Raw genomic sequence first — 24382 nt, 5'->3', positions numbered from 1 at the left:
AACACACACAGCCACGCACGAAATCGCAATAGCAGTGAGGTACAGGGAATACACCGGATGTCGCCAGTGGCGGTTTCTATCGGGTGCACACCAACCATAGCACCCCGCCACCAGTACGGCCGCCAGCCGGGCCGACGCGCGCGGGGCGCGTCGGCCCGATCAGCCCGCCGGTTACGCGGCGGTCTCTGCCGTGCTGTGCGCCGTGAGCGGATGCACGGTGGCACCCTGCATGTCCACGGCGAGCATGAGCGCGCGCCACGGGGTGTCAGACTGGCTCGCAACGAGTTCGGCAGCGACCAGGCGCTGGCCAGGATCGCTCGCCAACACCAGAATGGATGGCCCGGCACCGGACACGACGGCGGCGAAGCCAGCGGCGCGCAGCAGGGTGATGAGCTTGTTCGTCTCCGGCATGGCCGCGGCACGGTAGCTCTGGTGCAGCTTGTCTTCGGTCGCGGCGAGCAGCAGCTCGGGGCTCTGGATGAGCGCGGCGATCAACAAAGCAGACCGCGACACGTTGAAGACGGCGTCTTCGTGCGGCACCGAGGTCGGCTGCAGGCTGCGCGCGAGCGCGGTGGACATCTCCTGCTCGGGTACGAAGACGAGCGGCTTGACACCGCGGTGCACCATGAGCTTCTTGTGGCGCGGACCTTCCGGTGTGGTCCAGGCGATGGTCAGCCCGCCGAACAGTGCCGGGGCAACATTGTCGGGGTGGCCTTCCATTTCGGTGGCGAGCACGAGCAGCATCTCGGCGTCGATCTCGACGACGCCCTCGAGCAGCCCCTTCGCCGCCATGATGCCCGACACGATTGCGGCACCCGAGGAGCCCAGGCCGCGGCCGTGCGGTATGACGTTGTGCGCGACAATGTTGAGCCCGGGCATGGGCAGGCCGACGGCCTCGAAGGTGTGGATGATGGCACGCACGACGAGGTTGCTCTCGTCGGTCGGCACCAAGCCGGCACCGACGCCGTGCACCTCGACGAACACGCCGGGAGCACTCCGCACGGTGACCTCGAGCTGGTCATATTTCGCCAGCGCCAGGCCGAGGGTGTCGAAGCCGGGCCCCAGGTTGGCCGTCGTCGCCGGCACCTGCACCGAGACAGCGCGGCCGATCAGGGATACAGAACTGGTCATGCCTTGGCCAAGCCGAGCACGCTCGCGATTTCTGCGGTGTCGACCGGAACGATGGTGGGCACGACATCGGAACCGTCAGCGGTGCGGAGCGCCCACTGCGGGTCCTTCAACCCGTGACCGGTGACCGTGATGACCACGGTCGAGCCCTTCGGGATGAACCCGGCTTCGGCTCGCTCAAGCAGACCGGCGACACCGATAGCGGATGCCGGTTCCACGAAAATTCCGACCTCGGCCGAGAGGATGCGGTGGGCTTCAAGAATCTTTGCATCGGTGATGGCACCGAAGTAGCCGTCACTCTGCTCACGGGCGTTCAGCGCGAGGTCCCACGACGCCGGGTTGCCGATGCGGATGGCGCTCGCGAGGGTGTCGGGGTGGTCGACGCGGTGGCCGAGCACGATCGGGGCACTGCCGGCGGCCTGGAAACCGAACATGCGCGGCAGCTTGGTCGTGGCGCCGCGGGCGACCTCTTCGCTGTAGCCGCGAAAGTACGCGGTGTAGTTGCCGGCGTTGCCAACCGGAACGAACTGAAAGTCGGGGGCGTCGCCGAGCACTTCAACGACCTCGAACGCGGCCGTTTTCTGACCCTCGATGCGGTCGGGGTTGACCGAATTGACCAGGTGCACCGGGTAGTTGGTAGCGAGGTCGCGAGCGATGTCGAGGCAGTCATCGAAGTTGCCCTGCACCTGCAGCAGCTGCGCGTTGTGCGCGACGGCCTGGCTGAGCTTGCCCATGGCGATCTTGCCCTCGGGTACGAGGACGGCAGCGGTGATGCCGGCGTGGGTGGCGTAGGCGGCTGCGGATGCGCTCGTATTGCCGGTCGAGGCGCAGATGACCGCTTTCGCGCCGTCTTCCATGGCCTTGGAAATGGCCATGGTCATGCCGCGGTCCTTGAACGAGCCGGTGGGGTTCATGCCCTCAAATTTGATCCAGACCTTCGCGCCCGTGCGCGCGGAGAGTGCGGCGGCCGGAATCAGCGGTGTTCCGCCCTCCCCCAGGGTGATGATCGGGGTCGCGGCCGAGATGTTCAGACGGTCGGAGTATTCGTTCAGCACTCCCCGCCACTGACGGCTGACGATGGCGCCGGGTGTGGTCAGGTTGGTACTGGTCTCGCTTGGGCTAAACATCAGACTCCTTCAACTCTCAAAACGGATGCGACTTCGCTGACGACACTGTTGGTGGCCAGGTCCTGCACGGTGGCGGCGAGTGCGGCCTCCGTTGCGTCATGGGTCCCGATCACTAGGGTAGCCGTGGCCGAGCGGGCTGCGCGACTCTTCGTGGCCATCACGGCCGGGGTCATGGACTGTTCCACGAGGGCCAGGGACACCTTGCGCTTACTGAACACGCTCGCGATGGTTGCGAGCACGCCGGGTTCGTCGGTGACTTCGAGGGTCACCGCGTAGCGGGTGGTGACCCGGCCGATATCGAAGACCGGCAGTCCGGCGTAGCTTGATGCGGCCACTCCCGGCCCGCCGGCGACGTGCCGCCTGGCGATGGAGACGACGTCGCCGAGCACGGCCGAGGCTGTTTCCACTCCCCCGGCTCCGGCCCCGTAGAACATAAGGCTGCCGGCGGATTCGGCTTCGACGAAGACGGCGTTGTTGGCGCCGTGTACCGCGGCGAGCGGATGGCTGCGCGGCACCATGGCCGGGTAGACCCGCGCCGACACCCCGTCGACGCCGTTCTCGTCGGTGACGCGTTCACAAATGGCCAGCAGTTTCACGACGTAGCCGGCCTTGCGGGCCGATTCGATCTGCGCCGGCGTGACCGACTCGATGCCCTCGCGGTAAACGGATGCCAGCGGCACCGTCGTGTGAAACGCCAGACTCGCCAGAATGGCCGCCTTCTGCGCGGCGTCGTAGCCCCCGATGTCGGCGGTCGGATCTGCCTCCGCGTAGCCAAGCGCGGTCGCCTCGGCCAGCGCGTCCTCGAGGCTGGACCCTTCGGTATCCATTCGGTCCAGGATGAAGTTCGTGGTGCCGTTGACGATGCCGAGGATGCGCTTGATCTGGTCGCCGGCGAGGCTCTCCCGCAGCGGACGCACGATCGGGATCGCCCCGGCGACCGCGGCCTCGTAGTTGATCTGGGCGCCGACCTGGTTCGCGGCGGCGAAGAGTTCGGGTCCGGCCTGGGCGAGCAGCGCCTTGTTGGCGGTGACGACATCCGCTCCACTGCTGATCGCGAGCAGAATGTGGCTGCGGGCCGGCTCGATGCCGCCCATCAGTTCGATGACGATGTCGGCGCCGAGAATGAGCTCTTCGGCGTTGGTCGTGAACAGTTCATGCGGCAGGTCGACGGTGCGTTCGGCGTTCACATCGCGCACCGCGATTCCAACCAGTTCGAGGGTGGCCCCTACCCGGTTGGCGAGCTCCGGGCCCTGTTCGAGCAGCAGCCGGGCCACCTGGGCGCCGACGGATCCTCCACCGAGGAGGGCGACACGCAGGTTGCGGTATTCGAGCTTCAAGATTCTCCTTCGGTGGGCGAAAGCGCCCCGGTGTCCCGCGCGAGCAGGTCGGCAATCGTTTCGCCGCGTACGAGTACGCGTGCTGTGCCGTTCATCACGGCCACCACGGGGGCGCGGCCCTGGTAGTTGTAGTTGTTGGAGAGCGCCCAGCAGTAGGCACCCGTGGCGGGCACGGCGAGCAGGTCGCCGGGGGTCACGTCGCCGGGCAGGTAGTCGGAGTCGACGACGATGTCGCCGCTCTCGCAGTGTTTGCCGGCGATGCGCACGAGCACCGGCGCTGCGGTCGACACGCGATCGGCGAGTCGCACGGCATAGTCGGCGCCATAGAGAGCCGGGCGCACATTGTCACTCATTCCGCCATCAACACTGACGTACAGCCGCGGGGTGCCGGAGACGTCGACCGCTTTGGTCGTGCCGACGCGGTACAGGCTCACGCCGGCGCGACCGATGATAACCCGGCCGGGTTCGAACGCGACGATCGGCAGCGCGATGTTCAGTCGCGCGCACTCGGTGGCGACGATGTCGGCCAGGGCCGCGGCGAGGTCACGAATCGGGGTGGGTTCGTCGGCGCTCGTGTAGGCAATGCCGAAGCCGCCGCCGAGGTTGAGTTCGGGTACCGGACCGCCTCCCAGCAGGGTGGCGTGCAGCTCGAGCAGCCGGGCGGCCGACTCGGCGAAGCCGTCGGCGCCGAAGATCTGCGAACCGATGTGGCAGTGCAGGCCGACGAAGTTGAGCGCGCTCTCGGCGCGAATGAGTTCGACCAGCCTCGGCGCATCGCCGAGTACGATCCCAAATTTTTGGTCTTCGTGTGAGGTAGCCAGAAAATCGTGGGTGTGCGCGTGTACGCCGCTATTCACGCGGAGGCGTACGTTCTGCACCCGATTGTGGCGAGCGGATGCTTCGGCGATGCGGCCGATTTCAACCTCGCTGTCGATCACGATCGTGCCGATACCGACCCGGGTGGCTTCGTCGAGCTCGGCCAGGGACTTATTGTTGCCGTGAAAACCCAGCCGGGCCGGATCGGCGCCGCCGGCCAGGGCGACGGCGAGTTCGCCGCCGCTGCACACGTCGATGTTGAGCCCGGCGGCGATCATCCAGCGCACAACCTCGGTGGAGAGAAAAGCCTTGCCGGCGTAGTAGACCTTGGCGCTCGTGCCGATGCGGGCGAACTCGGCCTGGAACACGGCGAGCAGCTCCGCGGCGCTGGTGCGGGCATCCGCTTCGTCGATGACGTAGAGGGGAGTGCCGAATTCGGCGGCGAGGTCGTCAGCGGTGACTCCGCCGATGACGAGTTCGCCGGTGCTGCTGCGGGCGGCCGAGGTGGGCCAGAGACCGGGCGCGAGCTCATTGGCGTCGGCGGGCAGGCGCAGCCAGTCGGGCGCGAGCGGATTGGGTTCGGTTGCCACGAAGTACCTCACGAGAGTCGAAGGGGAATCTCAGCGAGCGAACCCGGATTGGTCCCTGAAGCCGGAAAATGGGACGCCCGAGTGGGTGGGCGTGCCTGACCGTATTCTATCGTCGCGGGTGGCGAGGTTCGAATCAGTCGGTGCAGCTGCCGAGAGTGGTCAGCGACTGCGCAGTGAGCCGAAGACTGCTCGACTCCAGCGTAACGCGTGCCCGCTCGGGCGAAATGTCGACGCCACTCAGTTCGACGCCGCCGGGCAGGTAGCCGGCCACGCAGACTCCGATCGGCGCCTGCTGCAGAATGAGGTTGACCAGGGGTGTGGCGTCGATGTCGCCGACGCCGCTCGTCACTGTGGCTTCGGTGGGGGTGAAGTTCAGCGTGTCCCCGGCAGCGCTGGCGGTGGCCGTCGCGCTGTAGCCCACGGTGAACTCAAACAGTTTGACCGTGCCGGTGTAGGCGACGACGCCGTCGCCGAGGGCCATCACGGCGTCGGCGGGCGCGGTCCCGGAAGCCAGCACGAGCTGGTTGAGCGCGGCCTGTTCGAGGTCGAGGGTGGCGGTGAGCGAGCCGATGGCCTTGGCGGTGTTAGTCGATACGTCGCGGGCGATGACGTGAACGGATGCCGGCACGCCGTCGACCGTCAGGTTCGGCGCGGTCAACTCGATCTGGTCGAAACTACCGGCGATGAACTGTGCGATGACGGAGGTGCCGCCGATCGTGACGTCGATGTCACCGGTCACGGAAGCGGGCATCCGGTTGCTGATTTCGGCTTCGGCCCGATCCTGGGCAAAGGCGCGCGCCCCGCTGTCGATAAGAAAATAGGCGACGACGAGCAGAATGGCGAGCACGCCCACGATGATGAGCGGAACGAGACCGCGCCGTTTGGTTCTGGCCACTGATTCATTCATGGCGACTACATGCGCTCCGGCGCGGTGACGCCGAGCAGGCCGAGGCCGTTACGAATCACCTGACCGGTGGCGTCGTTGAGCCAGAGGCGGGTGCGGTGCAGGTCGGTGACCGGTTCTTCGCCGAGCGGAATGACCCGGCAGTTGTCGTACCAGCGGTGGTAGTAGCCGGCGACCTCTTCGATGTAGCGGGCCACGCGGTGGGGCTCGCGCAGTTCGGCGGCCTGGGCGACGACGCGGGGGAATTCCTGCAGCACTCCGAGCAGCGCGGATTCGCTGTCGTGCACGAGCAGCTCCGGGGCGAAGACGGTGCGTTCGACGCCGCTGGCGGCGGCGTTGCGGGCGACCGAGCAGGTGCGGGCGTGGGCGTACTGCACGTAGAAGACGGGGTTGTCGTTGGTGCGCTTGCCGAGCAGGTCGAGGTCGATGTCGAGCTGCGAGTCGCTGTTGGAGCGCACCAGCGCGTAACGACCGGCGTCGACGCCGACCGCGTCGACCAGATCGTCGAGGGTGACGATGGTGCCGGCCCGCTTGCTCATGCGCACCGGTTCGCCGTCTTTAAGCAGGTTGACCATCTGGCCGATCAGAATCTGCAGGTTCACGCCGGGCTCATCACCGAACGCGGAGACCATCGCCATCATGCGGCCGACGTAGCCGTGGTGGTCGGCGCCGAGCATGATCAGGCACTGGTCGAAACCGCGTTCGCGCTTGTCGAGGTAGTAACCGAGGTCGCCCGAGATGTAGGCGGGCTCCCCGTTCGAGCGGATGATCACCCGGTCACGATCGTCACCGAAGGTGGTGGTGCGCAGCCAGATGGCGCCATCCGCTTCGAAGATGTGGCCCTGTTCACGCAGTCGTTCGATGGCGCGGTTGACGGCTCCCGATTCATGCAGCGAATCTTCGTGAAAGTACACATCGAAGTCAACGCCGAAGCCGTGCAGTTTGTCTTTGATCTCGGTGAACATGAGATCAACGCCAATCGAGCGGAACACTTCCTGCTGTTCGTCCCGAGGGAGGGCGGCGACGTCACCGTCATAGTTGGCGAGCACATTCGCGGCGATATCGCCGATGTACGCTCCGCCGTAGCCGTCTTCGGGGGTGGCTTCACCGAGGTAGCTGGCGAGCACGCTGCGGGCGAAGCGGTCGATCTGCGAGCCGTGGTCGTTGAAGTAATACTCGCGGGTGACGTCGGCTCCCTCGGCCTGCAGCACCCGGGCCAGGCTGTCGCCCACAGCGGCCCAGCGCACGCCGCCCATGTGGATCGGACCGGTGGGGTTGGCCGAGACGAATTCGAGGTTGATTTTGAGGCCGTCGTAGAGGTGGCCGGTGCCGTAGACGGCGCCCTGGTCGACGATGGTCTTGGCGAGGGCGCCAGCTGCCGCCGCTTCGAGGCGAATGTTGATGAAACCGGGGCCGGCAATTTCAACGGAGGCGACATCGGCGAGCTGTTCGAGACCGGCTGCCAGTTCTGCCGCGATTTCCCGCGGGTTGGCGCCGAGCGGCTTGGCGATTTTCAGCGCAATACTCGAAGCCCAGTCGCCGTGGTCGCGGTTGCGCGGGCGTTCGACAGCGACGTCGGCGAGGGTGAGTCCGAGGTCTACCCCACTCGCGTCAGCCTCACGTCGGCGTTCGCTGACGTCCTGGATGAGGTCGAAAAGGGACTGGGAGAGTTCGGCAGGAGTCACTGCTCAATCGTACCGGCCCCCTCCTGTTGGTAAGGTCAACGCGTGACTGATACCCGCGTCTACCCCACTCTCGTTCGTTCCGCTCGTGGCCGGGCGGGCGTTCTGCTCGCCGGCGGAGCACTGTTCGCCCTCGTTCTCACCGGCTGCAGCGCCGGCGACGAGCCGACACCCACGAATTCCGCGGCCGCGACGAGCGGGGCATCCGCTGACCCGACAGAGCAGCCGACGTCGTCGCCCACACCGACCCCGGAAGCGACCGGCTCACCGATCGCGCAGACCTGTGGCGATCTGCTCACCCTGCAGGACGTCTACGATTTCAACCCGAACTACGGCACCGCGCCCGACTACTCGCCGAGCGCGAACGGCCTGGCCGAGACCGCCGCGACGTACAACGGACTGACCTGCGGCTGGTCGAACCAGTCCAGTGGTGAACTCATCGAGGTGTCGGTCGTGGCCCCCAACGATGTTTTGATGACCACGCTCAAGCAGCAAGCGGATGCCGACAGCCAGGCCGTGCCGACCTACGGCACCCCGCCGACCGTCGATGGTTTCTTCACCTTTGCCGGTGGCAGCGGTCAGGCCCAGGTCTTCACCGGAAGCTACTGGGTCACCATGAGCTCGCCCGCGTTCTACAACGAGCCCGGCGCTGCCGAAGGTCTCATGTCGGCGGTGCTCGGGCATTTGGGCTAGCCGGCACCTCTACGAACAGGTTCTGGCGGTGGCGGTCATGATGGGTCTTGACGGCCGGGCCATGATGCTAACCTTGAACCACCTTGGCCCCCATAGCTCAGGGGATAGAGCACTGCCCTCCGGAGGCAGGGGCGGCAGTTCGAATCTGCCTGGGGGCACACTCGCTAGATCCGCGTAATCACGCGGATCTAAGCCATTTCCGCTGTTGTTGCAGATGTCGGCAATTCGTCGCTTGCCCACATTCATTTTAATAATGACCTGATTCAGCGCTGCTGCAACGCTGTCCAAGTCCGCGTCGAAGAGGTCACTGTAGGTGTCGAGCGTCTCCTTCGCTGAGGCGTGGCCGAGCATTCGTTGAAGTACTTTCACGTTGGCTCCCGCCGATACAGCCAGGCTGGCGCACGTGTGGCGAAGTTCGTGGGGAGTCAGTCCCGCAACTCCAATTTCGATGGCGGCTGCATCAAACCACCCTCGTCGAAATACCCGATTGCGCAGCACACCACCGCCGCGAGCCCCGACAAACATGAGATCCGTGGGCTTCTTGCCGGCGACATGAAGGGCGAGTTGTTTGGCGATCGAGGCTGGCATCGGAATAAAGCGGTCTTCATAGTCTTTCGGGGACGATTCCTTGAAATAGCCGTTCACTTCCACCATCATGGTGCGGATGTGAAGCCGACTAGTCGCGGCATCGAAGTCACGAACCTGCAAACCGGCTAGCTCGCCCCACCGAAGCCCACCGTACGCCAAAACCAGCACGAGCAGCCCGTAACCGTTGCCCGCGCTATGCGCCTCGACCGACTTGGCCAAGGCTGCAACTTGAGCGTGCGACAGAAACCGCTTCTGCGACTTGGAGATTTTGGGCAGTTTAAGGCGCTGAGCAGGATTGGCTGCGAGGCGACCATCATCGACGGCGAGCTGCAAGGCACCAGAAAGCACGTTGACGATCTTTCGGACCGATGCCGGCCCTTGTATAACGCTGAGCCCGCTCGCCCACTGCTGGATTTGAAGCCGCTCGAGGTCTCCCAAGGCGATGCGCCCCAGCTCGGGAACAATGTGATTGCGAATCGCGCCGTTTACGCGATCAAGAGTGGATGGGCGCAGGTCCGAGCGGCTGGCCAGCCAAGTGGCTGTCCAGTCGGCCACCGTGACTCGGGCGCGGCTGGGATCGATGTATCGGCCAGTGTGTTTGGCGATCTCAACGGATGCAAGAAACAGATCAGCGTCGCGTCGGGTTCGAAAACCTCGCTTGTCCGTCTGTGATTTGTCTGGCTTGCGGTAGCGCACGCGATAGCGACGGCCATTTGCGGTGTCGTACGGTGTTACTGTGCCCATGGATGCCTCCTGGGAGGGCTATCAGGCGGGCATCAGATTGACGCCAACGAAGACGAAACTACATAGTTCTAGATTATTTGGCGAGTAGTCCGACTCGGTACGGTTAGTCCACGTTGTTGGTACTGCCGTTCCACGATGTTGGTACTGCGGCCATCTGGGGGTCTGGCCAGTAACGGAACGGTGGTTGGCGCTAAGGGTTGAGGTGGCGGTAGATCGTCGCTCGTGAGACGCGAGGGCTTTGGCGTTTGGGTGGGAGTTTCGCCGCGTTGTTGTCGGGCTTTGGCTGTGACTTTTGGCGCTCCATGGCGGCATTCTGTGATCGCTATTTGGCGGCGGCGCCTCTCATCTCCCTCGGATTGTGCGCCGCGGGAATCGCCGACTAGATTAAGACGCACGTCTTGAGCGGTGGTCTCACCAAATTTTCGATCACAATATCGAATGTCGGCGGACCAGCCAACCCGGGAACAATATCCATGCCGACGTACGGTCGGGTCCGGTCCTCGCTGTCTTGCGCCTCGCGGAGTCTCAAGGGCCATGAAGAACGGTGTCATGGCCGCCGACACGGAGCGCAGCTTCACGCATTTGACGAGATGTAAACCGAATCTACTGATAGGTATACACGATGGCGACGACGACAGTAATTGCGGTCGCAATGGCCGTTACCTAGGTCGGCACAAGATCGTAAGGAACGCTGTCTCGGCGGAGATTCACGTGCTCACACGGTAGCCGGAACGCATCGTGCTGGTGCGCCATCGATATTCAATTCCGTGTGTCGAGGAGGTTAACCTGGCTCGCCGGGAGGCTGCTCGTCACCGCGTCTCGCGCCTGCCCGCCTGCCCGCCTGCCTGCCCGCCCAAGCGTCAGGATCCACGGTCAACCTCGCAGACGACCTCGAAAAGCGACGACTCGCGCACGTGCCGCCGGGGCTCTCCCTGCGACACATGTTGTGCTCGAAAGGGGGGTGTGGACATTCCCGACATACATCGTATATTTGCCGAGCGCCATGGCGGCGATATTTGCCCCGGATCGTATGGGAACGGTACGCACATGTCGCGTGGTCGGGTCTTTGTTCTTGTCGCTGTCGTTTCGGTCGTTGCGATGTTGTTTACCTCGCTTCCGGCTGTCGCCGCCCCGGTTTCACCATTGGCGAGTCGGTCTCTCCCCCCGGGGGTTGAGTACCTGCCGCCGACAGAGTTTGACGAGGTGTGGTCACCGTCGAAGGACGCTGCGAAGGGTGCAGCCGGCGAGTCGAATGCCCCTCCGAACACATGGGCCACGCCACTGGCAACGAGATCGCTGTCGAACGGTTCGGGTGGGACCGCGAACCGGGCACCGGCGGGAACTGTTGTGGGCGCACCAGGCCTGGGCGCTCTGCCCCACTTCGCTTTCGATGAGGCGAACGTCTCGAACGCGACTGTGGCGCGGGTGAATCTCGCGAACGGGAACCTGTTGCTCACCTCGAACGACGGCGTCTTGAACGGTCCGGCACTCGCGGTGCGCAACGACCGGTTCTACAACGGCCTGTCATCGTCGGAGGGTTCACTCGGTGGCGGCTGGTCGTCACCCCTGTCGGCGTTCGATGTGGGTCTCGCGGTGACCTCGAGCACCGCCACCTACACCGGGGCGAACGGGTTCAAGGCGGTGTTCACGAAGTCCGGTGAGGCCTGGGTAACTCCGTCCGGTTTCAACGCCACGCTGACCGAGCAGCCCTACACGAAAACGGTGACGTTCAATCGGACCGGTGAGCAGTTCGTTTTCAACAGCTCAGGCTGGATCACGAAGAACCTGAACCGGAACGGCGAGGGCACGACGTACAGCTACGACCCGTCGACGGGGACCGTGTCCACGGTGACGGAAGCGGCCGGCCGCTCGTACTCGGTGACGTGGGCGGGTGGGTCGCGGATCAGCCAGATCGTGGACTCTGCCGGCCGGACGACGACCTACACCGCGAACGGGGCCGGGCAGCTGAGCCGGGTGGATTCCCCGGGTGGGCTTTGGGAAGAATATGACTACGACGCGACCGGGAGGATCTCCGAACTCCGGGCCCGCGGCACCAACGCGGCGGCGACGTCCCGCACCCTGTTCGGCTACGACACCCAACACCGGCTGACGTCGATCAAACGCGGGCTGGCGTCCTCCTCAACGTTCCTTACGACCGCCTCCTACGTCTACACGGCCGGGCAGACGGTCCTGACCAATGGGCGCGGGAAAATGTTCTCCTACGCGATCGACGCCTCCGGGCGGATGACCTCTGTCACGGACCCGTTGAACCGTACCCGGTCGCAGTCCTACGCCGCGAACAGTGACGTGGTGACCGTCACGGACGCGTTCGCCACCGGCGGCATCGGTGGGAACACCACCACGTACTCATATGACGCGTTGAACAACGCGGTCAGCGCGACCCTGCCAACCGGAGCGGCGGCCTCGGCCGCGTATGGGACCGGAGTTGGCTGCGCCGGCACCGGTGGAACCGTGTTCCAGGCTAAGTGCTCCACCGACGCGGCCGGGAACGGGAAAGCGTTCGAGTACGACGCGAAGGGCAACCCGACGAAAGTCACCGACAGCACCGCCGGTGGCACCGGGGCGGTCCCACAACGGTTCACTTACGAGAATGGTGGCGCGGTCTGCGGCGGTTTCGACGGGCAGGTCTGCACTACTAAGGACGGTAAGGGGAACACCACCGCTTACACGTATGACGGGAACGGGAACCTCAGCGCGGTGACCCCGCCCGCACCGCAAGGGGCGACCAGCTACACCTACGACTCCCTCGGGCGGGTGCTGACCGTCAACGACGGCAATAGCGATACCACGACCTACGCGTACAACCTCCGGGACGACCTTGCGCTGTCCACCTTCCAGGGCGGGCAGACCCTCACCACGACGTTCTACAGCAACGGCATCAAGAACCGCGACACCGACAGCACCGGCCCGTTCACCCAGTACACCTACGACGCCCTCGGCCGGATCATCAACTACCAGACCATCGTCACCAGCACCGTGAACCAGGAATTCGACTACGACGCCGCGGGGAACATCACCCGGTTCCGGGACGCCATGACCGGCGAGGTGAATTACATCTACGACGACGCCAACCAACTCACCCAACTCACCGAACCTCTCGGCACTTGCCCGGTCGCGGCCGGCTCGCCCACCGACTCCGGCTGCATCAAGTTCGCCTACGACGCGAACGGTGCCGAAACGCTGCGCACCCTGCCCGGGAACGCGACCGTCGCCACCGTGAACGACGCGGCCAGCCGGGCGACCAGGATCACCGCGAAGGATGGTGCCGGCGTGATCAAAGCCGACATCGGCTATTCCTACACCGTTCCCGGTGGAACCGCGGACCGGACCAACATCCAGACCCGCACCAGCTATCTCGAACAGGGCATCAGCGCCGGTGCGATCAGTACCTACGGTTACGACTCCCTCAGCCGCCTGACCACAGCCACCGAGAAACTCGGTGCCGCCGCGACCGCCTCCTGGGCCTACACCTACGATCCGGCCGGGAACCGCACCCAACAGGTGAGGGCCGGCGCGACCGGTGCGACCGCGGGGACAACCGCATACAGCTACAACGCCGCGAACCAGATAACCGCTGCCACCGGAGACACCACCACCTGGACCTACGACGCGGCCGGGAACCAGACCCAAAACGGCCTCACCGGGCAAACCGCCACCTACAACGCCCGCGGCGCCGTCACCGCGATCGACGCGACCACCTACACCGCCCTCGGCCAGGGCAACGCCAACCAGCTCTCCCGAAGCGCCTCCTCCACCACCTACCTCAATGGCCCTCTCGGCCTCGCCAGCGAGAAACTCGGCACCGCCAACCGAGGATTCACCCGCACCCCCACCGGCCAGGCCTTGGGCGTGCACGGCACCAGCACCAAGTACTACTACGCACAAGACTCCCTCGGCTCCGTGATCGGACTGTTCGACAAAACCGGCGCCTACATGGGCGGGTACTCCTACAGCCCCTACGGCGAAGCACGCGCCACCGGCACCAACACCGCCACCGCCTACAACCACCTCCGCTACATCAGCGGCTACTACGACGACGCCACCAACCTCTACAAACTCGGCGCCCGCAACTACGACCCCACCATCGGACGCTTCACCCAATACGACCCGTCCGGGCAAGAAGCACACCCCTACGCCTACGCAAGCTGCAACCCCATCAACGCGAAAGACCCGTCCGGCCTGGGAGCCTTTTGCACATTTGCTCCCCTGGCTGTCGCCGCCCTAGGTTTTCTAACGGCGCAAGTCGGGTTGACCGCTGCAGTTCTAGCGATTACCGGCGTCGGCGCACCAGCTGCTGCAGTGGTCGGACTAGTTGCGGCTGCACTCGGAGTGGAAACCGCGGGTATTGGGCTAATCATCCTTTCAGTCTGCACACTTCGCCCGGATCTGTAAGGGGCCATATGATGCCGATTTCCTCGATTCTCATTGGCGTTACAGTGGTTCTTTGTCTTCTCAATACTGTTCCGCTGCTCGCTCTGGTGTTCTCCGGAGAACGCTTGCGTGCGAAGTCACGTGCGAAGTGGCGTGCCTTAACTATCGTCACAATGACGCTGTATGGAGTTGCTCTCATCACGGGCGTCACTGGCATTGCCCTCATCGTTTCCCAAAACACAGGGTAGGTATGAGCTGCCGCGGATATCTCGGACAGTGGGCCCTCTTAAAATGAGGGTTCACTGAAAGTAGAGATCAGCATGACCGCAGCGCGTAGGCGTTTCACCCAAGACTTCAAAGACGAGCTGTGCCGCGAGGTGATCACAACCTCCAAACCGATCAAGGACGTCGCCACCGCATATGGCGTCGGGCCCGAGACTCTCCGGAACTGGCTGAACAAATATCGCGAGGCCAACGCCGGCACCGAAGCGGACTTGACCGTGTCGGAACGAGCTCGTCTGAAGGAACTCGAGCGGGAAGTTCAAGAGCTGCGGGCGGAGACCGCATTTCTAAAAAAGCCAGCGCTTACTTCGCGCGGGAGCAGCGGTAGTGAGCAAGTACGAGTACATCGACTCCCAAAAATCTGAGCCCACCAACGGAATTCGGTGGTGAAAATGTGTCTCTGGCTGGCCGTCTCCACGTCCGGTTTCTACCACTGGGCAATCCGGCCGCAGTCAGCGACGGCGGCTCGCAGAGAGGCCCTGATCGCCCGCATCCAACATTTCTTCGAGGAGTCCGACGGCACCTATGGATACCGGCGAATCCACGCCGACCTTGCCGCCGAACAGACCGAATGCTCGCCCGAGCTGGTGCGGCAACTCATGCGCCAGATCAGCCTCGTAGCCTGCTAACCACGGCCCTTTCCGGATCACGACCGAAGCCGATGCCGAGGCGGCCGCGAACATGCCCGACCTCGTCAAACGCGACTTCACTGCCGACCGCCCCGGAGTAAAGTTCGTCGGCGATATTACCTACATCCACACCTGGCAAGGATTCATCTATCTGGCCACCGTCATCGACTGCTATTCCAAGAAAGTTGTCGGCTGGTCCATCGCCGATCACATGCGTACCGAGCTCGTCGCCGACGCCCTCCGCAACGCCGCTGCGACGACCCTGATCGAGCCTCACGCGATCTGGCACTCCGACGACCAGTTGAATGCGCCGTCTATACCTCGGCCGAGTTTCGGCTGCTGGTGACCGGCCTGGGGATGCGCTCCTCCATAGGCCGAACGGGCGTGTGTTGGGACAACAGCATGGCGGAAAGTTTTTTCTCGATGCTCAAGAACGAGCGTGTTTACCGCACTGCGTATGCCACGAAATCACAAGCCCGCAGCGACGTCATTCGCTATATCGAAGGGTTTTACAACAGCCGCCGCCGTTCTTTTGGGGTCTCAATGGTGTTGTGGGACGTTGCATAAAGCGACACGCTGAACTGGTTTGCGACACATCCCCGGGGGTGTTGTGCATGTGGTGAATAGTTGCGTCCAAGAGTTGAACTTTGGAGGCGGCATGCGCGCTTTTCCTGTTTTTCTTCCCTCGGGCGCGAGGTACTGGACGGTCCTGGACGACGATCTCGTGGTGGTCGCTGACGCTGATTGCTACCTGCGACATCTACGGTTGGGTCGTGACGCGGCGGAGCTGACGACTCGTTCCTACGCGGGCAGCATCTCGCTCTTTCTGCAGTGGTGCTCCCTAACGGGTCGGCACTGGCACGCCGGGGTAGATCGGCTGGGCCTATTCATCACGTGGCTGCGGTATGCCAGTCCGGGACGGATTACGGCCCAATCAGCGTCCACGACAAGATGCGTTCCCTCGGGATGACCCCGGTGCCGTCGACGGCGTCGCTGGCGAGGATCTTCCGTCAGGCCGGGGTCGCTCGGCTGGAGCCGCGGAAGAAGCCCCGGGCGTCTTACCGGCGGTTCGTCTACCCGGCGCCGAACGCCTGCTGGCAGCTGGATGGGACCGAATATGTCCTCACCGGTGGACGCAAGTGTGTGATCTTCCAACTCATCGACGACCACTCCCGCCTCGCCGTCGCCTCCCATGTCGCCTGGGGAGAAACGTCCGAAGGGGCGGTCGCCGTGGTGAAGAAAGGCATCGCCGCGCAAGGGGTTCCGCAGCGACTCCTCAGCGATAACGGGGTCGCGCTGAACCCGTCCCGGCGGGGAGTGCTCGGCCAACTCGTTGTCTATGTCACCTCGCTCGGCGTCGAGCCAATCACGGGGAAACCGTATAAACCGACCACGCAGGGCAAGAACGAACGCTTCCACCAAACCCTGTTCCGATACCTCGACAAGCAGCCCCTCGCGGACACCCTCGAGCAGCTGCAGGCCCAGGTCGACGCGTTCGATGTGATCTACAACACGCAGCGCCCGCACCAGGCGCTGCCGGGACGAATCACCCCGCAGCAGTCGTGGGAAGCGACCCCGATGGTCGAACCGCCACGCCCCGTCCCACACGCCGCCGCACCCGTCGGAGTCAACGATGACAAGCGGATGACGCGCATCCGCGACAACGGCACCGTCTTCGCCCGCGGCACCAAATTCCAAGTCAGCCGAACCCCGGCCGGCACCCTGTCCTACCTCGTCGAAGAAGACGATCGCCTCCTCGTCTTCGCCTCCCAAGGCACCCTACTCATCGAACACCGCTGGCCCCCTCCCGGGAACCAAATACGTGGGCAGCGGACGCCCCCGCGGACCCCGCGGACCGCGCGGACCGCGCACAGTCCCATGACTGTCAGAGATGTCCTGATGCAGAATTATCAGGGATGTCCTGATACATCACAAATGCCCTGAGTGGCGACCTGCAGTAGCGTGACTATATTTTGACTACATTTGACGAGATTTCAATGTGGATTAGGCGTATCGCCGTGATCACGATGCCAGTAAAACACTGGGGTCGCGGGGGTATCGCCCGGTACCGTGGCAGCATGTGTCGCCCTCCGGAGGCAGGGGCGGCAGTTCGAATCTGCCTGGGGGCACACCACTCACGCCGCAGTAATTCCTGATCAGAAGAATTTACAGCACAATTTTGGGCAAGGAATTTCGACGTCGCGTGCGTCATGGGCCCACGCGTGCCCCACAATTGATTCGTCCATTCACTTCGTCGCGTTCGGATGATGGGTGTGGACTTGCTCGAGGAACACATCCTCCCCGTCCACGTAGAACCAAATTCGAGCGTCACCGTGGACCGTGGGTTTGTGCTGCCAGCGCTCATGGCTTTTGCCTTCGCGCTGGACGAGCCCCAATTCACCGCGGAGCGGGTAATTCGTAGGGGTCCGCTCGGTGGGCGTCTTCGTAAGGAAGTCCCACGCGTCTGCCATCGGGTTTCGCAGCGTCGCAGCCAGGTCGCGCCATCCCTTCTTGCGCGCGCCGGCTGAGGCGAATCGAATCGTGTACTCGGTCTTCTTTGTGGGCCTGGGGGCCAGGTCGTCTTTTGCCACGGTCAGGGACGCTCAACACGTTCAGGGCCTTCGAGCCACTCGACCGGGTGCACCACCAGTCCGGCCGCGATCGCGGTTGCCGTCTCTCGCCACGAGGTGAGCTCGGCGATGGCGAGGTGCGACTGTCCTGTAGCGAACGACGCTCGAGCAGCGTTGACGAGATCCTGCGCACACTGTGCCTGATCCCCCAGCGATAACGCCAGCATCCACTGGAATCGGTCGGCCATTCTCGATGCGAGCGTGCCCTCGTCATCGAGTGTGACAGTGATGAGGTCTGCGGCAAATTGCAGAAGTGCATCCCGGGCGTCGGCCTCGCGCTGCGACATCAGCACCAGCGGCTCACCGTCGCGGCGAGTGATCTGCACAGTGTGATCCTCAGCCTCGGCGAACACGTCGGCCGAGTGCTTGCTCAGGTCTGATGATCGCCGAGTCGTGGTGCGAGGGTCGTAGATCAGGGTCATGTGCTCATCGTATTCGGAATGCATTCGGAAGTCCAGACACTGACATTGCGTGGCCGGCATTACCCCATTGAGCAATCGGGGGCTGCCCGTGTTATCTATCAGGACATCTGTGCGCGGAGCAGCTCGAGGAACTCGTCGGCCATGCCGAGTTGATCGTGAAGCTTCTGGCGGCGCGCAACGGTCTCGGCGATGAAGGCATCCAGCTGCTGCCTCGTTTCGGGAGCGTCGGCATCCAGTCCACCGTTTTGTCGCGTGTCGATGACCGCAAGCAGGGCCGTCATCTCATCGAGGGTGAAGCCGAGCGGCTTCATGCGACGAATGAGCATCAGTCGCGCGAAGTCGTCGGGTGAATACAGCCGAAAACCGCCCTCAGTGCGGGCGGATGCTTTGAGCAGGCCGACCTCGTCATAGTGGCGGATCGTGCGCAGGGATAGCCCGGTCTTTTCGGCAAGCTCGCCGATGTGCATCGTGACCGCAGGGCCCGTTGCGTCTGGTTTCACCGGAATACCTCTTTCTAGAAATCGCAATCAACCCTTACGTTAGGGTAGTGTTGCAGAAGTCGGCTGACATTCAACTATTAGCCCACTCTCCCACCATTGTCCGTGAAGGCACGCCTTCGAAGGAACGGTCTCGCTGGCTGGTGGAGGTGCGCACTGCGGCGATTCTTCTCAAACCATTTCGGCCGCATCCCCGGCCCAGCTTCTGGAGGCCTCATGGCCATCGTTCAAAAATTCGCGTCAACAAATCGCTACAAGGCGGAACCCTCCGTACTCACCGCGCTGCGCACACCCCGCCTGCTCACCCGCGAGGTGCTCGCCGGGCTCGTCGTGGCGATGGCCCTCATCCCCGAGGCGATCGCATTCTCGATCATCGCCGGCGTCGACCCTCGGGTCGGATTGTTCTCATCGTTCGTCATGGCCGTCACCATCGCCGTCGTCGGCGGACGCCCTGCCATGATCACCGCCGCGACCGGCGCCGTCGCCCTGGTCATCGCCCCGGTCGCCCGTGACTACGGCATGGAGTATTTCATCGCCACCGTCATTCTCGCCGGGATATTCCAGATCGTGCTCAGCCTGGTCGGCGTCGCCAAACTCATGCGCTTCATTCCCCGCAGCGTCATGGTCGGCTTCGTCAACGCCCTCGCCATTCTCATCTTCACCGCACAACTCCCCCAGCTGCTCGGCGTGCCCTTCACGGTCTACCCGCTCGTCGCCGCCGGCCTGATCATCACGATCGTCATGCCCCGCATCACCAAGGTGATTCCGGCACCGCTCGTCGTAATCGTCGTACTCACCGTGGTGACCGTCGTCATCGGCCTCAACGTGCCCACCATCGGCGACCAGGGCGAACTGCCCAAGAGCCTGCCCGAGCTCTTCCTCCCGAGCGTTCCGCTCAACTGGGACACCTTCACGATCATCGCCCCCTACGCCCTCGGAATGGCCTTCGTTGGAATCCTCGAGTCACTCATGACCGCGAAATTCGTCGATGAGATCACCGATACCCATTCCAACAAAACCCGGGAGACCTGGGGGCAAGGTGTCGCCAACGTCATGAGCGGCCTGTTCGGCGGCATGGGCGGCTGCGCCATGATCGGCCAGACCATGATCAACGTCAGAGCCTCCGGCGCTCGCACCCGCATCTCCACCTTCCTCGCCGGCATCTTTCTCCTCGTACTCGTGCTCGGCCTCGGCGACGTCCTCGCCGTCGTGCCCATGGCCGCCCTGGTCGCGGTCATGATCATCGTGGCTTTTCTCACCTTCGATTGGCACAGCATCCGTTTCTCGACCCTCAAGCGGATGCCGAAGAGCGAGACCACGGTCATGGTCGCCACGGTCATCGTCATCGTACTCACCCACAACCTCGCCATTGGCGTCGTCGTCGGCGTGATCGTGGCGATGGTTGCCTTCGCCCGTCGCGTCGCTCACCTGGCCCGAGTGGACCGCACCGTCGAACTCGACGAGCCGGTCCCGACCGCGTATTACACAGTCACCGGGGCGCTGTTCTTCGCCTCGAGCAACGACCTGATGACCCAATTCGAGTACGCCAACGACCCCGACCGCATCGTCATCGACATGTCGGCCTCACACATCTGGGACGCCTCCACCGTCGCCACCCTCGACACCATCACCTACAAGTACGAGCGCCACGACAAATACGTCGTGATCGAGGGGCTCAACGAGGCCAGCCACGAGCTACACACCCGCCTGGCCGGCAACCTCGGCGGCGGACACTGACCGGGGCGAAGTAACCAGCGCGCCGGTGTGATCTCAGTGCGGGCCGCCGCGAGTTCGGCCAGCCGTCGAAGTTACGGCAGAAACTTCGTCTGTTCTAACGATCTGGCTGCCGCCCACAGCCTGCCCGCAACTGGCCGGCAATGTATGAGTATTAGTGAATAGCGGCGCGATCGACAAATGCCCTCGAATCAGGCTTTTCGTGTCGTGTGACTGGGCATGTCTTCGGCCTGGTTCGCCCTCCGGAGGCAGGGGCGGCAGTTCGAATCTGCCTGGGGGCACGCTCAATCAGCCCAGAGGTCGGCGATCGGGATCTCCCGATGCAGAACGTTCGAGGCCGCGCGGTGGCCAGAACAAAGCGCCGCAGTGACGGTCGCCGGGTCATCGGTCCAGGTCGCCTCGCCGGCGAGGTGGAGGACCCCGCCGACGGGGGTCGCGATGTCGTCGTGGTCTGCCGTCGTAGAGCCGAGCGTCATATAAGCGTACGAACCGCGAGCGAGCGGGTCAGCGTGCCAGGCGGTGAGGTCAACCCGGTTCGGCTGCTCCACCCGGGCGCCATAAAGTCGCCGCAGTTGCGCGAGGACCGAGTCGACGACCTGCTCTTGGGTCCACTCGCGAATTTCCCTGGCCACCGGGCCGGCGGCAAAGGTCAGCAGGGTCGGGGTGCCGTGCAGGGCCGTGAGGTCGTACCAGGAGTGCCACCGGCGACCCTCGGCGCCCTGCTGCCGAATCGCATAGACCCCGTCGTCCCAGAACTTGGTCGGGAACCGCAGGACGACCTTCTCGAAGGCGTTCATCGTGAGTCGCCCCAGGGCCCCGGCGTTCGGCTCGGGGAGCGCCGGCTCAATCGTGAAATCTGCCGACTGCAGCACCCCGACGGGCACCGTCACGACGGCACTGCTCGCGGCCAGAGTTCTCTCACACGTCGCGACCGAAACACCCTCGGTCGACCAGCGCACCTGCGTGACGACCTGGTCAAAGCGGATGTCCAGCCCGGCCGCCAGCCGCACGGCCAGCTGGTCGTAGCCGTTTGGAAAGACCACTTCATCGCCGTCGATGACATCGTCATCAAGGCCGTGCGCGGCAAGGTCCTCGATCCACGCCCCGTACTGTTCCTCGCTCCGGTGCTGGAGAAACTCACGCACCCGTTCCGCACGCTCGGCGCTCCATCGCTGGCGGGCCAGCGCCGTCTCGGTCACGTCGCGGTAGGAGGCATCCGCTTTCGAGGCTGCGACCGCGGTCATGAGCGCGGCGTCGACCGCTCGCACGTCGTCGGCGAAGGCCCGCGCCTTCTCAGCCGAGAGCCGCTCACCGTCAGGACCGTAATAGGCGATGGGTCGGCTGTCGGGCTGGTAGCCGCCGACCGTGAACTCCACGGTCGGCAGGCCGAATGCCGCTGCCGCCGCTGCGACGGGGTTGCCGGTCACACCGTGGATCCAGGATGCGCCGAGATCGGTGATCAGTCCGTCGGTTCGATCCGTACACACCCGGCCACCCACGCGGTCGCGGGCCTCGAGCACCACGACGCGGCGACCAGCTTGAGCCAGGAGTCGAGCGGCGGTCAGCCCGGCTATTCCGGCGCCGATCACAATCGAGTCGAAATGTTCCATGCCTGATGGTATGCCGGTTCAGTTTGGTCCGACACAACAACGACGAGGCCCCAGTCTTTCGACTGGGGCCTCGTCGTTAGTGCAGTTGGAGTCAGTGGCTGCTCAGAGCCGGTTCGTCGAACTGGTTGCTCGTGTTGTTCACGCCGCCAGCCTTGAGGGCTGCTGCACCGGCGAAGTACTCCTTGTGGTTGTCACCGAGGTCAGATCCAGACATGTTCTGGTGCTTGACCGTGGCGATTCCCTCGCGAATTTCGCGACGCTGCACACCCTTGACGTAGGCGAGCATGCCCTGATCGGCAAAGTAGCCCTTGGCCAGGTCATCCGTTGACAGTGCAGCCGTGTGGTAGGTCGGCAGGGTGATGAGGTGGTGGAAGATTCCAGCCTCTTTCGAGCTGTCGCGCTGGAAGGTGCGAATCTTCTCGTCGGCGTTCAGAGCCAGTTCGGTCTCGTCGTAGTCGACGCTCATGAGCTTGGCGCGATCGTAAGCGGAGACATCCTTGCCCTCGGCGAGGAGTGCGTCGTAGGCCTGCTGACGGAAGTTCAAGGTCCAGTTGAACGACGGGCTGTTGTTGTAGACCAGCTTGGCGTTCGGAATCTCTTTACGGACCTCGTTCATCATCGCGGCGATCTGCCCGATGTGCGGCTTCTCGGTTTCGATCCAGAGCAGGTCAGCACCGTTCTGCAGCGACGTGATGCTGTCGAGCACGCAGCGCGCCTCACCGGTTCCGGCGCGGAACTGGAACAGGTTGCTGGCCAGGCGCTTCGGGCGAAGCAGCTTGCCGTCACGCTTGATGACGACGTCGCCGTTGCCGAGGTCGGCTTCGGTGATTTCGTCTACGTCGAGGAAGGAGTTGTACTGGTCGCCGAGGTCACCGGGCGTGTACGTTACGGCGAGCTTCTGCGTGAGACCGGCACCGAGGGAGTCGGTGCGCGAGACGATGATGCCGTTTTCGATGCCGAGTTCGAGGAACGCGTAACGAACGGCGTTCAACTTGGCGATGAAGTCTTCGTGAGGAACGGTGACTTTACCGTCCTGGTGGCCACACTGCTTCTCGTCCGATACCTGGTTCTCGATCTGGATGGCGCAGGCGCCGGCCTCGATCATCTTCTTGGCCAGGAGGTAGGTGGCTTCGGGGTTACCAAAACCGGCGTCGATGTCCGCGATGATCGGCACGACGTGGGTTTCGAAGTTGTCGATCTGGGTCTGGATCGCCGCGGCCTTGGCGTCGTCGCCAACGATGCGGGCGTTGTCGAGACCGGTGAAGAGCAAGTCGAGCTCGCGGGCGTCGGCCTGGCGGAGGAAGGTGTAGATCTCCTCGACGAGAGCGGGAACAGTCGTCTTCTCGTGCATGGACTGGTCGGGGAGCGGACCGAACTCGCTGCGCAGAGCGGCAACCATCCAGCCGGACAGGTAGAGGTAACGCTTGTTGGTGGTCTTGAGGTGCTTCTTGATCGAGATCATCTTCTGCTGGCCGATGAAACCGTGCCAGACGCCCAGCGACTGGGTGTAGACGGAGGAGTCAGCGTCGTACTCCCCCATGTCCTTGCGCATGATGTCGGCGGTGTATTGCGCGATCTCCAGGCCGGTCTTGAACCGGTTCTGGGCGCGCATGCGGGCGACGGACTCGGGGTTGATGGCGTCCCAGCTGCTTCCAACCTGCTGTTTGAGGGCTTCGATGTCCTCGATGTCTTTCTGGTACGCAGTCATATTCTTTCCTTCGACGTCTGAGTTGGGCTGAGCCGGGACTACTGACTCAACGGGCCGCTATCGGCTGTTAAACCAAGATTGGCGCAAGAACAACTGCTCTTCTCAAGAAAGTTGACCAGAAGAAACGCGATTATTCTGGTTACAGAAAGATTCTCACCCAGCGTCGGGCCGAAGACCCCAAACCAGGGGGCGCCGCACGCATCGGGCGGCGCCCGCGGATCAGCGTTTTGCGGCGCCGATGGGGAAGACCGTGCGTCCCCAGGTGGCATTGACGACGACAGCCGCCGACCCATACCAGGCGGTCAACGCTGTCGCCAGCCCCAGCCAGCCGCCGGTCTGACTCAGAGCGCTGAATCCGGTGAACTTACCCATGGCGAGGGCAATGAACGTCACCGTCAAGAGAATGAAGACGGTCAGGATGACCCGATTCGTTTTCACAGCGGCAATCGTCATGTACGCGGTGAAGATGGCCCAGACCAGCAGGTAGACACCCACTCCGCTCGCTCCGGCGTGTTCTGCGACGTCGGGGTTCGTCTCCAACCACCAAAACGACAGCCAAAATGCGCCATACGAGGTGAATGCTGTCGCGGCGAAGGTGTTTCCCGTGGCGAATTCCCACATGCCGGCTGCAAGCTGGGCGATTCCGCCGTAGAACAGGGCGACGCCCAAAACCGCGGCACCGGCCGCTGGCACCAGCCCGGTGTTGGCCAGGCTCAGCATGAACGTGGTCAGGGCGAACGCTCCCAGCCCCAGCGAACCCGGATCCGAAATGCTCGGCCGGTGAACCGTTTGAAGCTCGACGATGGGTGCATTCAACAGCTGTGGTCGTGACTCGGAAACAATACTCATTGACACCCTGACTCTCACAC

15 protein-coding genes, 2 tRNA genes and 3 pseudogenes are annotated in these 24382 nt (G+C 63.8%); 7 read left to right on the top strand and 13 right to left on the bottom strand.

The genetic code is table 11. The features are described 5' to 3' along the window. Positions 1-171: 171 nt before the first annotated feature. The 6 genes from thrB to argS form a co-directional block, all read right to left on the bottom strand. Positions 172-1131 carry a homoserine kinase gene (gene thrB / locus E3O25_RS06495; protein ID WP_134360765.1) on the bottom strand — a complete coding sequence of 320 codons (960 nt, stop codon included), beginning with the start codon at positions 1129-1131 and terminating at the stop codon, positions 172-174. Next, complete coding sequence (gene thrC, locus E3O25_RS06490; RefSeq protein WP_092109364.1) at positions 1128-2255, bottom strand: threonine synthase; 1128 nt, start codon at positions 2253-2255, stop codon at positions 1128-1130. Before thrC ends, thrB begins: the two co-directional genes overlap by 4 nt. Beyond that, positions 2255-3592 (bottom strand): homoserine dehydrogenase, encoded by a 1338-nt coding sequence (locus E3O25_RS06485; RefSeq protein WP_092109361.1) that lies wholly within the window; start codon positions 3590-3592, stop codon positions 2255-2257. The genes thrC and E3O25_RS06485 overlap by 1 nt, the downstream gene beginning before the upstream one ends. Further along, entirely contained in the window at positions 3589-4998 is a 1410-nt protein-coding gene (lysA, locus tag E3O25_RS06480) for a diaminopimelate decarboxylase (RefSeq protein WP_134360764.1), read from the bottom strand. Before lysA ends, E3O25_RS06485 begins: the two co-directional genes overlap by 4 nt. A 133-nt stretch (positions 4999-5131) precedes the next feature. Continuing rightward, the gene (locus E3O25_RS06475; protein WP_166805992.1) at positions 5132-5893 is read right to left on the bottom strand and encodes a DUF2993 domain-containing protein; all 762 of its coding nucleotides are present in this window, start codon (positions 5891-5893) and stop codon (positions 5132-5134) included. A gap of 17 nt (positions 5894-5910) precedes the next feature. Beyond that, on the bottom strand, positions 5911-7587 hold the full coding sequence (gene argS / locus E3O25_RS06470; protein ID WP_092109353.1) for an arginine--tRNA ligase: 1677 nt from the start codon (positions 7585-7587) through the stop codon (positions 5911-5913). 42 nt (positions 7588-7629) lie between these two features. On the opposite strand from argS, the gene E3O25_RS06465 reads away from it, so the two are divergent. Both E3O25_RS06465 and E3O25_RS06460 read left to right on the top strand, forming a co-directional pair. Then, positions 7630-8277, top strand: a complete 648-nt coding sequence (locus E3O25_RS06465) for an iron ABC transporter ATP-binding protein (RefSeq protein WP_134360762.1) — start codon at positions 7630-7632, stop codon at positions 8275-8277. 86 nt (positions 8278-8363) lie between these two features. Next, positions 8364-8435, top strand: a tRNA-Arg gene (locus E3O25_RS06460). A 196-nt stretch (positions 8436-8631) separates the two neighbouring features. On the opposite strand, the pseudogene E3O25_RS17885 reads toward E3O25_RS06460, so the two are convergent. Continuing rightward, positions 8632-9609, bottom strand: a pseudogene (locus E3O25_RS17885) (tyrosine-type recombinase/integrase); the annotation flags it as partial. Positions 9610-10956: 1347 nt separating this feature from the next. Here E3O25_RS17885 and E3O25_RS17750 point away from each other — a divergent pair. The 4 genes and pseudogenes from E3O25_RS17750 to E3O25_RS16910 all read left to right on the top strand — a co-directional run bounded on the left by E3O25_RS17750 (position 10957) and on the right by E3O25_RS16910 (position 17041). Beyond that, positions 10957-14022, top strand: coding sequence for an RHS repeat-associated core domain-containing protein (locus E3O25_RS17750; RefSeq protein ID WP_166805991.1), 3066 nt, complete (start codon positions 10957-10959; stop codon positions 14020-14022). A gap of 299 nt (positions 14023-14321) precedes the next feature. Beyond that, a pseudogene (locus E3O25_RS06440) lies at positions 14322-15440 on the top strand (IS3 family transposase); the annotation flags it as partial. Between the two features lie 372 nt (positions 15441-15812). Further along, positions 15813-16856 (top strand): annotated as a pseudogene (locus E3O25_RS06435) (integrase core domain-containing protein); the annotation flags it as partial. A 116-nt stretch (positions 16857-16972) separates the two neighbouring features. Beyond that, positions 16973-17041, top strand: a tRNA-Arg gene (locus tag E3O25_RS16910). 117 nt (positions 17042-17158) lie between these two features. On the opposite strand, the gene E3O25_RS06430 is transcribed toward E3O25_RS16910, so the two are convergent. From E3O25_RS06430 to E3O25_RS06420, 3 genes are all read right to left on the bottom strand, one after another. Further along, entirely contained in the window at positions 17159-17503 is a 345-nt protein-coding gene (locus tag E3O25_RS06430; RefSeq protein WP_134360759.1) for a hypothetical protein, read from the bottom strand. Between the two features lie 2 nt (positions 17504-17505). Continuing rightward, a complete protein-coding gene (locus E3O25_RS06425; protein ID WP_092109339.1) occupies positions 17506-17964 on the bottom strand; it encodes a prevent-host-death protein in 459 nt (152 codons plus the stop codon). 98 nt (positions 17965-18062) lie between these two features. Continuing rightward, entirely contained in the window at positions 18063-18431 is a 369-nt protein-coding gene (locus E3O25_RS06420) for a MerR family transcriptional regulator (RefSeq protein WP_134360796.1), read from the bottom strand. Positions 18432-18677: 246 nt separating this feature from the next. On the opposite strand from E3O25_RS06420, the gene E3O25_RS06415 reads away from it, so the two are divergent. After that, positions 18678-20198, top strand: a complete 1521-nt coding sequence (locus E3O25_RS06415; protein WP_092109333.1) for a SulP family inorganic anion transporter — start codon at positions 18678-18680, stop codon at positions 20196-20198. Positions 20199-20479: 281 nt separating this feature from the next. Here E3O25_RS06415 and E3O25_RS06410 read toward each other — a convergent pair whose 3' ends face one another. From E3O25_RS06410 to E3O25_RS06400, 3 genes are all read right to left on the bottom strand, one after another. Continuing rightward, a complete protein-coding gene (locus E3O25_RS06410; RefSeq protein ID WP_092109330.1) occupies positions 20480-21805 on the bottom strand; it encodes an NAD(P)/FAD-dependent oxidoreductase in 1326 nt (441 codons plus the stop codon). Between the two features lie 91 nt (positions 21806-21896). Next, positions 21897-23513: an isocitrate lyase gene (locus E3O25_RS06405; RefSeq protein WP_092109327.1), complete on the bottom strand. Its 1617-nt coding sequence runs from the start codon at positions 23511-23513 to the stop codon at positions 21897-21899. 219 nt (positions 23514-23732) lie between these two features. Continuing rightward, positions 23733-24362, bottom strand: coding sequence for an acetate uptake transporter family protein (locus E3O25_RS06400; RefSeq protein ID WP_092109325.1), 630 nt, complete (start codon positions 24360-24362; stop codon positions 23733-23735). Positions 24363-24382: the final 20 nt, after the last annotated feature.

It is taken from the genome of Cryobacterium sp. TMT1-3, from assembly GCF_004402315.1.
GTDB lineage: Bacteria > Actinomycetota > Actinomycetes > Actinomycetales > Microbacteriaceae > Cryobacterium > Cryobacterium luteum.
This window is presented reverse-complemented; position numbering and strand designations above follow the sequence as displayed.

Bases quoted from the DNA above. Each gene is read 5' to 3' on its own strand.
- E3O25_RS06410 (WP_092109330.1), bottom strand. From the start codon at position 21,805: ATGGAACATTTCGACTCGATTGTGATCGGCGCCGGAATAGCCGGGCTG.
- E3O25_RS06405 (WP_092109327.1), bottom strand. From the start codon at position 23,513: ATGACTGCGTACCAGAAAGACATCGAGGACATCGAAGCCCTCAAACAG.
- thrB (WP_134360765.1), bottom strand. From the start codon at position 1,131: ATGACCAGTTCTGTATCCCTGATCGGCCGCGCTGTCTCGGTGCAGGTG.
- thrC (WP_092109364.1), bottom strand. From the start codon at position 2,255: ATGTTTAGCCCAAGCGAGACCAGTACCAACCTGACCACACCCGGCGCC.
- E3O25_RS06425 (WP_092109339.1), bottom strand. From the start codon at position 17,964: ATGACCCTGATCTACGACCCTCGCACCACGACTCGGCGATCATCAGAC.
- E3O25_RS06415 (WP_092109333.1), top strand. From the start codon at position 18,678: ATGGCCATCGTTCAAAAATTCGCGTCAACAAATCGCTACAAGGCGGAA.
- E3O25_RS06420 (WP_134360796.1), bottom strand. From the start codon at position 18,431: ATGCACATCGGCGAGCTTGCCGAAAAGACCGGGCTATCCCTGCGCACG.
- E3O25_RS06400 (WP_092109325.1), bottom strand. From the start codon at position 24,362: ATGAGTATTGTTTCCGAGTCACGACCACAGCTGTTGAATGCACCCATC.